General features: G+C 63.7%; 10 protein-coding genes. 6 read left to right on the top strand and 4 right to left on the bottom strand.

Features of this window, described 5'->3' with window-relative positions:
- Positions 1-9 precede the first annotated feature (9 nt).
- Positions 10-1503 carry an HWE histidine kinase domain-containing protein gene (locus tag QX132_RS03945; protein WP_315797467.1) on the top strand — a complete coding sequence of 498 codons (1494 nt, stop codon included), beginning with the start codon at positions 10-12 and terminating at the stop codon, positions 1501-1503.
- A 14-nt stretch (positions 1504-1517) separates the two neighbouring features.
- Here QX132_RS03945 and QX132_RS03940 read toward each other — a convergent pair whose 3' ends face one another.
- A complete protein-coding gene (locus QX132_RS03940; protein ID WP_316160146.1) occupies positions 1518-3809 on the bottom strand; it encodes an FdhF/YdeP family oxidoreductase in 2292 nt (763 codons plus the stop codon).
- 266 nt (positions 3810-4075) lie between these two features.
- The gene (locus QX132_RS03935) at positions 4076-4636 is read right to left on the bottom strand and encodes a type 1 glutamine amidotransferase domain-containing protein (protein ID WP_316160145.1); all 561 of its coding nucleotides are present in this window, start codon (positions 4634-4636) and stop codon (positions 4076-4078) included.
- Between QX132_RS03935 and QX132_RS03930 the strand changes: the two genes are divergently transcribed.
- Positions 4629-5213 carry a hypothetical protein gene (locus tag QX132_RS03930; RefSeq protein ID WP_315810965.1) on the top strand — a complete coding sequence of 195 codons (585 nt, stop codon included), beginning with the start codon at positions 4629-4631 and terminating at the stop codon, positions 5211-5213. The genes QX132_RS03935 and QX132_RS03930 overlap by 8 nt on opposite strands.
- Positions 5214-5316: 103 nt before the next feature.
- Here QX132_RS03930 and QX132_RS03925 read toward each other — a convergent pair whose 3' ends face one another.
- On the bottom strand, positions 5317-5511 hold the full coding sequence (locus QX132_RS03925) for a hypothetical protein (protein ID WP_315810964.1): 195 nt from the start codon (positions 5509-5511) through the stop codon (positions 5317-5319).
- A gap of 289 nt (positions 5512-5800) precedes the next feature.
- On the opposite strand from QX132_RS03925, the gene QX132_RS03920 reads away from it, so the two are divergent.
- Positions 5801-6088, top strand: a complete 288-nt coding sequence (locus QX132_RS03920) for a hypothetical protein (RefSeq protein WP_316160144.1) — start codon at positions 5801-5803, stop codon at positions 6086-6088.
- 20 nt (positions 6089-6108) lie between these two features.
- Here the strand turns inward: QX132_RS03920 and QX132_RS03915 are convergent, their stop codons facing one another.
- The gene (locus QX132_RS03915) at positions 6109-7470 is read right to left on the bottom strand and encodes a glycoside hydrolase family 3 N-terminal domain-containing protein (RefSeq protein WP_316160143.1); all 1362 of its coding nucleotides are present in this window, start codon (positions 7468-7470) and stop codon (positions 6109-6111) included.
- Positions 7471-7680: 210 nt separating this feature from the next.
- Between QX132_RS03915 and QX132_RS03910 the strand changes: the two genes are divergently transcribed.
- From QX132_RS03910 to QX132_RS03900, 3 genes are read left to right on the top strand one after another with little or no spacing between them, the layout of a single operon-like run.
- Positions 7681-9153 (top strand): DUF4173 domain-containing protein, encoded by a 1473-nt coding sequence (locus tag QX132_RS03910; RefSeq protein ID WP_316160141.1) that lies wholly within the window; start codon positions 7681-7683, stop codon positions 9151-9153.
- A 23-nt stretch (positions 9154-9176) separates the two neighbouring features.
- Positions 9177-9878 carry a response regulator transcription factor gene (locus tag QX132_RS03905; protein ID WP_315738076.1) on the top strand — a complete coding sequence of 234 codons (702 nt, stop codon included), beginning with the start codon at positions 9177-9179 and terminating at the stop codon, positions 9876-9878.
- Positions 9875-11485: an ATP-binding protein gene (locus QX132_RS03900; protein ID WP_316160140.1), complete on the top strand. Its 1611-nt coding sequence runs from the start codon at positions 9875-9877 to the stop codon at positions 11483-11485. The genes QX132_RS03905 and QX132_RS03900 overlap by 4 nt, the downstream gene beginning before the upstream one ends.
- Positions 11486-11615 lie beyond the last annotated feature (130 nt).

Here is an 11615-nt window from a genome sequence, read left to right as displayed (position 1 = left end):
TTCATCATGATGGAACATGCGAAGGTCAACATCCTCCTGGTCGACGATCAGCCGGCGAAGCTGCTGGCTTACGAGGTCATCCTGAAGGAACTCGGCGAGAAACTCGTAGTCGCCACCTCCGGGCGCGAGGCGCTCGAAATTCTGTTGAAGAACGAGATCGCGGTGATCCTCGTCGACGTCTGCATGCCCGAGCTCGACGGCTTCGAACTGGCGCAAATGATCCGTGAGCATCCGAGGTTCCAGAAGATTGCGATCATCTTCATCTCCGCCATCCAGGTGAGCGACTTCGACCGCCTTCGTGGCTATGAGATGGGCGCCGTCGACTACGTACCGGTTCCCGTCGTGCCGGAGGTGCTGCGCGCCAAGATCAAGGTTTTTGCCGAGCTCTATCGCAAGACACGCGAGCTGGAACATCTCAACCTTGAGCTGGAGGACCGGGTACGGGCCCGCACGGCCGAGCTTGAGCGATCGACAGCAAAGCTCGTCGAGAGCGAGCAGCGTCGGAGCATGGCGATCGCGGCCGGCAGGATGGGTTCGTGGGACTGGGACGGTGTCAATGGCGATTGGATGTGGGACGAGGGCCAGTACCGCATCTTCGGCGTCTCGCCTCAGAGCTTCGAGCTGAACACCGTGAACATCATGGCGCTCCTGCACCGGGAGGATGCCGAGCGTGCCCGCCAGGTGGTCGCGGAATTTAGCCGAGGCACGACATCGTACGAGGCTGAGTTCCGGATCAACCGGCCAGATGGCGAAGAACGCTGGTGCGTCGGAACGGCCGCAGCGACAACCGACAGGACCGGTCGCGTGATCCGCGTCAGCGGGGTCACGATCGACATCACCGAGCGAAAACGCGCCGAGGAACGCCAGAACCTGCTGACCCGCGAGGTCGATCATCGCGCCAAGAATGCGCTGACCTTGGCCCAGTCGATCGTTCGCCTGACAAAGGCCGACAGCGTGAAGACCTATGTCGACGCGGTAGAGGGGCGCATCAGCGCGCTGGCCCGCGTACACACCATCCTCTCGCTATCAAGCTGGGAAGGTGCGAAGATAAGCAGGCTGGTGGCCGAAGAACTCGCGCCCTATGCAACCGGCGGCCAGGTCGCCTTCGACGGCGCCGAGCTGCAACTCGAGCCGGCGACCGCGCAGACGCTGGCGCTGGCGCTGCACGAGCTGGTGACAAACTCGGCCAAATACGGCGCGCTGTCGGTCCGCTCCGGGCATCTCTCAGTCAAATGGACCATCGAGAATGAGCGCCTGGATCTGATCTGGATTGAAACCGGCGGTCCCTTGGTGCGCGCGCCGACCTCGCGCGGCTTCGGCACGCGCAGCCTGATGGCCAGTGTGGAAAGCCAGCTCGGTGGGCGCGCCTCGTTCGACTGGCGTCCCGAGGGATTGGTGTGCCGGCTGGTCGTCCCGCTCCGCCCCGGCGCGACCCCGCCGGAGATCACAAGCCCTTGCGCAACGGTGGCGCCGGGCGACGCACGACAACGCGCTGCGGGCTGACCGCTCCGGACGGCTCAGGCGGCCATGTCGCGCGAGATCCGGATCCGGACCGGGATCGACTTGGAGGCGGGCACCTTGCTCCCCTCCGCGTAGTGCCATAACGGAATCAATCCGTTGCATTCGGGATAGTAGGCCGCAACGCTGTAGCGCGGAATGTCGAACGCCACCGCCTGAAGCCCGCCCAGCGAGCGCGCCACGCCGTCATCGGCCTCGGTCGAAAGCCGAACCAGTTCGCCCTGCTTGATGCCCAGATCAGCCATGTCGCTCGCGTTCATGAAAACGATCTGACGGCCACCCGTGACGCCGCGAAATCGGTCGTCCTCGTTGTAGATGGTGGTGTTGAACTGGCCGTCGGCGCGCAAGGTCATCAGCTGATACACGCCATTGCCTTCCTCCGGCGGATTGAGTGCCGCCTTGGGCACGGTGAAGTTCGCCTTGCCGGTCGATGTCTTCCATTTGCGTTCGCGGGCGCCAATGGGCCGCGGAAAGCCGCCGGGCTGAAACAGGCGCTTGTTGAAGTCCTTGAACTGGTCGGGATAGGTTCGCTCGATGGCATCTCTGACGCGCGCGTAGTCGCCGACCCAGGCATCCCAGTCGACTCGCGGATTTGGCTTCAGGGTGGCCTTGGCGAGACCGGCGACAATGGCTGGTTCGGACAACAGGGTCTCGGCGACTGGCTGGCGCTGGCCGCGCGAGCCGTGAATGCAGGTAGTGGAGTCCTCCATCGAGACCGCCTGCTCTCCGCCCGCCTGCCGGTCGATTTCGATGCGGCCGAGGCACGGCAACAGATAGGTCACCTCGCCCGGAACGAGGTGACTGCGATTGAGCTTGGTTGCGATCTGCACCGACAGCCGCAGCTTCGACCATGCCGGCTCCATCAGCGAACGTTCCGGAACGGCGCGCAGGAAATTGCCGCCGAGGCTGACGAAGCCCTTCACGTCGCCCTTGATGATGCCCTGGCAGGCATCGACCGTGCTGAGACCGTCCCAGCGCGGCGGCTCGAAGGAATAAAGCTCGGCCAGCTTGTCGAGCGGCACCAGCTTGGTCTTCTCCGAGATTCCCACGGTACGCTGCCCCTGCACGTTGGAATGGCCGCGGACAGGCGAGATACCCGCCCCGGGCTTCCCGATGTTGCCGCGCAATAGCGGCAGATTCACGATCATCTTGGCGGTCTCGACGCCATGGCGATGCTGGGTAATTCCCATCCCATAGTTGGCTATGACGGCGCGTGAGCCTGCGTAGACCTTGGCGGCCTCCAGAATAGCGCTGCGCGTGAGGCCGGAGGAGCGTTCGATATCGCTCCACGACGCCTGCCGGCAGCAGGTTGCGAAAGCTTCGAAGCCGGACGTGTGCTGCTCGATGAAGGCGACATCGAGCACGCGCGGGCTCTTGGTCGCGACCGCGGCATCATCCGCCTCGATCACGGCCTTGCACAATCCGAGTAGCGCCGCACCATCGCCGCCAATGCGCAGCTGATGATACTGCGTGCTGATCCGCGTTCCCCCGGTCAGCACCATTTGAATGGGATTTTGTGGATTGGTGAAGCGCTCCAGCCCACGCTCCCGCAGCGGATTGAACGTGATGATGGGCACGCCGCGTTGTGCCGCCTTCTGCAACGGATGCAGCATGCGCGGCGAGTTGGTCGTCGTGTTCTGGCCGAAGAAGAAGAAGCAATCTGCCTTGTCGAAATCCTGAAGGAGCACCGTACCGACGGGGACGCCAATCACCTCCGGCAGAGCCACTGATGTGGATTCGTGGCACATGTTGGAGCTGTCGGGAAAATTGTTGGTGCCGTACATGCGGCCGAACAACTGATACATGTAGCTGGTCTCGAGCGAAGCCCGGCCCGAGGTGTACATCACGACCGAATGCGGATCGAGATTGTTCAACTCCGCGCCGACGTCACGAAAGGCCTCCTCCCAGCTCACGGCGACATAGCGATCCGCCGCAGCATCGTAGCGCAGGGGATGAGCAAGACGCCCTTGCTCTTCCAGCTGATGATCCGACCAGGTCCGCAACTCAGCTAACGTGTGCCGAGCAAAGAACTCCGGTCCGACCGTCTTGCCGGTGATTTCCCACGCGGTTGCCTTGGCGCCATTCTCGCAGAATTCGAACGGGTGCGGCTTTGCCGGCTTGGCCCAGGAGCAGCTGACGCACATGAAGCCGCCTGGCTTGTTCTGTTTGAGCAGGATCTCGCTGCCGAGCAGCGTGACCTCCTCCTGCGTCAGGATGCTCGCGACCGCGCGCACCGATCCCCAACCGCCGGCCGGAGCCTTGTAGTCCTCGATTTTTGCTTTCTCACTCACGACACATCTCCCGCGGCCCGTTCAAGAGCGGCAAACCCGGGATAAGCAGCGAAGTTCCGACGTTTCACTGAACGTTGCGAGGCCGTCGACCACTGGCCAATGTGCGATCGGGGGCGGAATTGGGAACGACCCAGCCCGCCGCGCGTCTTTTCTGGGCCTCTGGCGGCGTTCCCCCATTGCGCTGGAGGCGCTCCGTGTGGACTGCGGCCCAGCGTCCGAACACCTTCGGACGCTGGGCCCGTCCCCGCGCCCTGATCGCTGCGGACTCAGGCCGCATTGCGTTTGAGATGGCGGCCTTCCTTGACCTCTTCGATAATCTTGGCGCTGAAGGCTTCCAGATCGCTGGGATTGCGCGAGGTGATCACGCCCTGATCGACCACGACCTCCGCGTCCTGCCACTGAGCGCCGGCATTGGCAACGTCCGTCTTGATCGATTTGTAGGACGTCATCTTGCGCCCCTTGGCAATTCCCGTCTCGATCAGGAGCCACGGCGCATGACAGACCGCAGCAACGATCTTCTTGGCTTCGAAGATCTCCTTGATGAACCGCAGTGCCTTCGGCTCCATACGCAGCAGATCCGGATTGATCTGGCCGCCCGGCAGCACGATGGCGTCGTAGTCCGAAGCAGAAGCCTCGTCCAACGTCTTGTCGACCTTGACGGTCCGTCCCCAGTCCTTCTCATCCCACCCCTTGATCTCGCCCGGCGCGACCGAGATGATCTCCACGGTCGCGCCCGCCTGCTTCAAGCGGTCGCGCGGCACTTCGAGCTCGGATTGTTCGAACCCGTTGGTCGCGAGGATCGCGATCTTCTTTCCCTTGATGTCCATTGAATTCTCCTGGAAATTCGACACCGCGGGCAACCTCGCGCTTGCGTCCATGTTCCGCCGGGCGGGCCGGACGGATCGTTACAACTGGTCGATCGGATCGGCACTCTCCTGCGTGGAACCAGCCAGCACCTGCAGCAGTTTGTCTGGACGTGCCTGCCTCGAATGGACGGCCGGCTTTGAGCAGCGCGGCATCGCTGCCTCGATGGATCGCAATCTGGAGGCGCTCGTGCCCTACGCATTGTTTGAGAATGACGAACAGCTGACCCGTCCGTTTCGTACCGAGCGCGAGGTCTGGGAGGCTGCGGAACAGGCTGATCTCATCACGCTCGGCACGCACGGCGAAAAGATCCTGGACAACAATTTCGAGATCAAATCGTGCGAGGCTACCGCGGAAGAGCTCATGACCGTGCCGCCGGACATCGTCTTGCCCGAGGCTCGTACCTCCGAACCGGCGCCAACGACGGCAGCCAACAGGAAGTCGCAGGGCTCCGCACGCCCCAGCCAGGGTGCAACGGATCAGGATGAAGTCGGCTCGGGCGCGCCGAACAACGACCTGTCGCAAGTATCGGACCGCTGACGCACATCGGCCGGTCAGAGCCCTCGCGTCCGGAGGGTCCGTTTTTCGCTCTGGCTCCAGATGACTGGCATCGCTCCGCGATGCTCCCAACGCCGCCAGCATCTCATGCGTGCCGGGCGCCCCGCTGCTTGCGAGGCAGCAGGCTCGCCTGCTCCACCTTGAGCTGCTCGCGCTGCTGCCGCAGCCGCTCGAGAGTTTCCAGCATGCGCTGCAACAGCGCCTCGGCCGCTACTGTCGCCACTCCGGCTCGCCGCAGTTGCAGGATTTCACGACGCTGCCGCCCGACCTGTAGACGCATTCGATCGATCTCGTCTCGGACCCAACACAGATCGCGCATGGAGCACCCATAGGCAAGCATCGCCGCAATCTAGAACAAATCATGAACTTACGCAAGCCATTCCACAGGCGGGGGCATCCGAACTGATCAATGAGATCGAGACGCTCGCGGGGGACTGGAGCGTTCGTGCCTCAAGTAATCAGGACAACAGATCGACAAATGGTATTCCCATGTTGCCGATGCCGGCCTGGAGCCGTCGCGAATCAAGACCTGGTTGTTTAGTCTTCGCGGCATTTCGCGGGAGTGCACCATGGTTGCGGACAGTGACAGCAAGGTTGCCTGGCATCGCGCCCAGCTCAAAAAGAATCGTGCGGTCTTGAAGCAGATCGAGACGGCCCGGTTCACCGTCGGCGAGAGCGCCGACAGGAAAGCGCTGGAACTGACCAAGCGGCAAGTCGCTGAGCTCCAGCTCAAGATTCGTGAGTCCGAGCAGGTCATTGCCCAGCACGATAAGCAGACGCGACGCCCGCTGGCGACCGACCTGCGTAGCCTCTCCAACGTCGCCTGGCGCAACTGGACGGGCAACGGCCCGCGCTGAGTGTGGGCTCCTGCTGCGAGTCAGTCGACGACATTCCGACGCACGCCTTCCACCCGAACCGTCGAGATGGTCGAAGGCTCGGACGGATTGTCCTCAGGCCTCCAGCGCCTCAGCCGCTCATCGCTCCTCCGGAGTGCATCGAGATCGATGCGTCCTTCCGCCAGAGCTTCCTTGGCGCAAGCAAGCACGCGATGGAACTGGGTCCCGTCATAGGCCACCAGCAAGAGATCGGCGCCGCCATTGAGCGCTTCCACAACGGCTTTGCACAGATCATTGCCATAGACCGCCCCCATGACCAGATCATCCGTCACGATCACGCCCTGATAGTTCCAGCGGCCGCGAATGAGGCCATCGAGCACGGCCTTGGAATGTGAGGCAGGCCGTTCTGGATCGATCGCATAGACCATCACGTGACCGACCATCATTGCCGCGTGCGAGCCCTGCAGCACTTGTCGGAACGGCCGCCAATCCGACTGTTCCAACACATCGACTGCCGTGTCGAGCTGTGCCGAGAAGTGATGCGTGTCCGCCGCGACGCGCCCGAGGCCAGGGAAGTGCTTCACCGCCGCGCAAACACCGCTTGCTTCCAGGCCGCGGACATAACCAAGCGCGATGTCGCCGACCACCGTGGGATCGTTGGAGATCGCGCGCCGGCCGATCAAGGTGTGGAAGTCCAGTCGGTTGCGCGTCCAGCTCGGGCGAAGGTCGACGACAGGAGCCAGATTGAAGGTGATGCCCGCAGCCGCGAGCGCCTCACCTTGGGTACGTCCCATCGCGAACGCATCCTGCGCGCGGCGAGAGGCCGGCAGATCGGCCAGCGTCGCGAGGCCGGGCATGTTCGGCAGGGTCGGAGACAGGTGTGCGACAGTGCCTCCCTCCTGATCCGCCGCAACCAGCAGGGGCGACAGCCCGGCGCTCCGGCGCTCGGCCTGCAATCGCGCGATCTCGGCGCGCAATTGAGGCTCGGTCCGGCCACGTACGTTGTGGTGTGTCACATAGACGCCCGCGATCAATCCCTGTCGCGCCAGCGCGGCGGCGTCGTCCACGGCCGTGTAGCCGACGATGAAATGCCGGCCGAGCAGATGCGCCACGTCCGGGGGCGTGCGGAACGTCTCGTACTTGCGCCAAGCAAACATGAACTGCGTCGACGTCAGCATGATCAGCGGAACACACCATGCCACGACGAGAGCGCGTCCGGCGGCATCCCGCCGCCACCGACCGCCGAGCATCAGTAGCAGCGGAACGGCAAGTCCTATGAGAAGCAGGGCTGCGTGGCCACTGCCCCGCAGCCGAACCAGATAGGGCTCGTTGCTGTTCAGCGTGACGAAAATGAAGAGCAGAGCAAGAAGCCAGAGAACCGCGGTCCTGATACGTCCGAGCATGTGTGCAGCCGATCATCCCAGGGAAAGACGACCATTGCGTAACAATCACGCTTCCCCTGCGCCAGATGTGGAATCGCGTCTGCACGAAATCTGCAAACAAATCCTGAAATGCTGCAGACCGTCTCCGGCACCGCTGCACGCGCGAGGGTCATGCTCGCTTCATCGGCGGGCGCTGCCGACCGAGTCGTGACTCAACCAAGGACTACTTCAATGAAAGGCTCCGCCGAGCTGACGGCTTCCCCAGAGGCATCTGAGTCCATGTGGCACAAGTTCATCATCGCGATCGGCCTGCTCGGGCTCGCCGACATCCTGCTTTACGACCAGACGCTAGGCCTCTCCTTCCCGATCTTTGCGGCAGCGCTCTTCGCAGCCAGCCTCCTCGCCAATCACGACCGGATCCACCGCCCGCGCGCGATTCTTGCGAATATCGTCCTCGTTGCAGGCCTGTTGCCCGCGATCGAGGACCTGACGACGTTGTCGGTATTGATCGTCGTCCTCGGGACGATATCGGCCGTCGCCCTGTCGACCGATCCGGCCGCCGAAGGACTTCTCGTGCCGCTGAGCGCAGCACGGCAACTTCTTCTGATCGGACCGTTCCAACTGATCCCCGATACTTTGGCCACGCTTCGTGCCAACGATTTTACACGCATCGTGCTGACCTGGAGCATCCCCCTCGCCCTCAGCCTCGTCTTCATTCTCCTGTTCGCGGCAGCCAATCCCGTCATCGAGCAATGGCTCGACGAACTGCATCCTCAGCACATTGCGTCGAGCCTGAGCGTAGGCCGTCCCATCTTCTGGCTCCTGATGGTGTCCCTGATCTGGCCATTCATCAACTTGCGCTGGCGCCAACGAGGCAAGACGCAACGTCCTCCGATCGATCTCGATGGCGACCAGGCGCCGTCGGTCGTCAGCCCCCTCCTCAACCAGCAGACCGTCGTCCGCTCCTTGATTCTGTTCAACCTGCTGTTTGCGATCCAGACCGCCCTGGATGGCGTCTATCTGTGGGGACATGCGGCGCTTCCCAACGGAATGACTTACGCGACCTACGCCCACCGAGGCGCCTACCCGCTGATCGCTACGGCACTTCTGGCGGCCGCCTTTGTCATCGCCGCCGTCCGCTCGGGACAGGAGGGGTCGCGGCTCATCCGCCCGCTCGTCTATCTCTGGGTCGGACAGAACGTGATGCTGGTCGTATCCTCGATTCAGCGGGTCCACATCTATATCGAGAGCTATCTCCTGACGCAGTGGCGCATCGCGGCTCTGATATGGATGGCGCTGGTCGCCGTGGGACTGATCCTGATCATGGCGCGGATCATTCTGGAGAAGCCCAATGCATGGCTCGTGCGCATGAACCTGCTTGCGCTCGCGGCGACGCTCTACGGCTGCGCGCTGGTCAATTTCAACGGGCTGATCGCCGACTACAGCGTGACCAACAGCCGTGAGGCAGGACGCAGCGGGTCCGCCATCGATAGGGACTATCTTTCCAGCCTCGGTACCCAAGCCCTGCCGGCCGTGCGGCGGGCCATGTTGCTGTTGCCGCAGGACGCCGGTCTGCCCCGGATCCACGACCGGCTGCTGGACCAGCAGGTGGCCGAAATGGCGTCGTGGCGATCCTGGAGTTTTCGCGGCTGGCGCTTGCAGCGCTATCTCGATAGACATCCTCTAACGCAGAATCCCAGTTGATGCCTCGCCGCGGAGCCCTGGCCGTGTCCCCCCGAATCCTCATTGTCGACGATGACGCGCATATCCGCGAGGTCCTGCGTGTCGCCGTGAGCAAGGCCGGCATGGCGGTGACGGAGGCGGCCGACGGTCGGGCCGCGCTGGTCAGGTTCGCCGAGGACCGGCCCGACCTCATCGTGCTCGACGTCGGCATGCCGGAGTTCGACGGGCTCGAAGTCTGCCGGCGCATCCGCCGGACCTCGCAGGTGCCGATCCTGTTCCTGTCGGCGCGCGACGAGGAGATCGACCGCATTCTCGGGCTCGAGATCGGCGGCGACGACTACGTGACCAAGCCGTTCAGCCCGCGCGAGCTGGTTGCCCGCGTCAACGTCATTCTCCGTCGGGTCAACTCCGGTGCTGCGGATCGTACGCTCGAACCGGAGGAGCTGGCGCACGGCAGGCTTCGTCTCGACTCGCAGCAGCATCTGGCGCGCTTCGGCGATACGCCGCTGACGCTCACAGCGCTGGAGTTCAGCATCCTGCGCACGCTGATGACGCGTCCTGCAGTCGTTTTCAGTCGCGAGCAGATCATGACCGCCGCCTATCAGCTCAACATCCAGGTCTCCGACCGAACGATCGACAGCCACATCCGCAACATCAGAGCGAAGCTCGCAGCCGCGCATTGCGACGACGCGATCGAGACCGTCCATGGCGTGGGCTTCCGGCTCGGCCGCTGCGGCGCCTCATGATCGCGCCCAAGCCCAAGGCGAAATGGCGGCCGTCGCTGGGACAGATCGTCTTCAGCGTGCTGGCGCTGGTCGCCACCCTGCCCCTGGTCGGGCTGTTCTTCTTTCGCATCTACGACAACCAGCTGATCCGTCAGACACAGGCAGAGCTGATCGCGCAGAGCCGTGTGCTCGCGGCGGTCTTTGCCGAGGAGGTGTCCGCGCGCCTTGCCGCTGGCCTTCCGCTCGGCGCCGAAATCCCGCCCGAGGCACGCCCCGATTCCGCAGACGAGGTGACACCCATCCGTCCCCTACTCGATCTGCTGGCCAACGATCTGTTCGTCCGCCGCCCGGACGCCCGCGACGCGATCCATCCTGCGGATCCCGCCTATGTCGCGATTGGCGCGCGGCTGCTTCCGATCGTCAGGGAGACGCAGAAGGTCACCTTGGCCGGATTCCGTGTGCTCGATCCGCAAGGCGTCGTGATCGCCGGCCGCGATGAAATGGGCAAGTCACTCGCCCATATCGACGAGGTGGCTGCCGCCCTGAAGGGACGCTACAGCGCCGCGCTCCGCATTCGCATTCCGGACAAGACGCCGCCACCGATCTATTCGATCAGCCGCGGCGTCGGTGTCCATGTGTTCTCGGCCATGCCGGTGGTCGTCAACGATCGCGTCGCCGGCGTCATCTACACCTCGCGGACGCCCCGCAACATCTTCGAGCATCTTTATCAAGAGCGCGGCAAGTTCGTTGCCGCAGGCTCCGCCATTGTCCTCACGACGCTGCTGGTCGGCCTCATCGTGGCACGGACGATCACACGGCCGATGCGCGAGCTGGTCGATCGCGCCGGCAGGATCGGACGCAACGATCCCGCCGGCTTCCGCCCGCTCGCCCATTACGGCACCCGCGACTTCGCCGAGCTCGCCGAGCACTTCTTCGCCATGGCCGAGCAACTGGCCCAACGCTCCAACTACATCCGGAGCTTTTCCGCGCATCTGACGCACGAGCTCAAATCGCCGTTGACCTCGATCAAGGGCGCAGCCGAGCTGCTGCTCGACTCTCTGGCCAGTCCTTCCGAGACCTTGACACGCGCCGAGCAGGAGAAATTCCTCACCAACATCCTTGGCGACGCCGACCGCCTCGCGGCGCTGGCCCAACGCTTGCGCGAGCTGGCACGGGCGGAGACGGTGTCGACGGTCGAGGCCGGTAGCATAGCCGAGGCCGTCAGCACGCTGCGAGCGCGTTTCCCCTCGACCGTCATCGAGACGTCCGGCCCGGTCGAGCGCAGCACCATGCTCCCGAACGAGACCGCGCTGATCGTGCTCACGCATCTCGTCGACAACGCCGTCCGGCACGGCGCCCGGCGCATCCGCCTCGAGGCCGAGGAGAGCAAGGAGATGCTGATCGTCATCGCCAGCAATGACGGCGATCCGATCTCGCCGGAGAACCGCGACCGCATCTTCGATGCCTTCTTCACGACCCGGCGCGACAGCGGCGGTACCGGCATGGGGCTGGCGATCGTGCGCGCCATCATGGCAAGCCATGGCGGCGAGATCTCGCTGCGGCCGGGCGACAACGATGTTGCGTTCGAGCTGCGGCTGCCGATCGAAGGCCCCATGACGTCGACCTGAGATAGCGCAGTCTATTGGCGCCGCGTCAGAGTTGCCTCCGGTCGGTTCGTGGCAGCCGGCAATCCCCACCTCATTCAAGTCTCCGTCGGCGAAGATCTTCTCCCATTCGTTCGTATACGAGCAATGTATG

Source organism: Bradyrhizobium sp. SZCCHNRI20481 (genome assembly GCF_032485055.1).
GTDB lineage: Bacteria > Pseudomonadota > Alphaproteobacteria > Rhizobiales > Xanthobacteraceae > Bradyrhizobium.
The sequence above is the reverse complement of the archived record's forward strand: the minus strand, read 5'-3'. Positions and strand labels throughout refer to the sequence as shown.

What these genes read in the sequence shown, in the direction of transcription:
- QX132_RS03945 (WP_315797467.1), top strand. Translation starts at nt 10, where the DNA reads ATGGAACATGCGAAGGTCAACATCCTCCTGGTCGACGATCAGCCGGCG.
- QX132_RS03930 (WP_315810965.1), top strand. Translation starts at nt 4,629, where the DNA reads ATGTCCATTGAATTCTCCTGGAAATTCGACACCGCGGGCAACCTCGCG.
- QX132_RS03935 (WP_316160145.1), bottom strand. Translation starts at nt 4,636, where the DNA reads ATGGACATCAAGGGAAAGAAGATCGCGATCCTCGCGACCAACGGGTTC.
- QX132_RS03925 (WP_315810964.1), bottom strand. Translation starts at nt 5,511, where the DNA reads ATGCGTCTACAGGTCGGGCGGCAGCGTCGTGAAATCCTGCAACTGCGG.
- QX132_RS03920 (WP_316160144.1), top strand. Translation starts at nt 5,801, where the DNA reads ATGGTTGCGGACAGTGACAGCAAGGTTGCCTGGCATCGCGCCCAGCTC.
- QX132_RS03915 (WP_316160143.1), bottom strand. Translation starts at nt 7,470, where the DNA reads ATGCTCGGACGTATCAGGACCGCGGTTCTCTGGCTTCTTGCTCTGCTC.
- QX132_RS03910 (WP_316160141.1), top strand. Translation starts at nt 7,681, where the DNA reads ATGAAAGGCTCCGCCGAGCTGACGGCTTCCCCAGAGGCATCTGAGTCC.
- QX132_RS03900 (WP_316160140.1), top strand. Translation starts at nt 9,875, where the DNA reads ATGATCGCGCCCAAGCCCAAGGCGAAATGGCGGCCGTCGCTGGGACAG.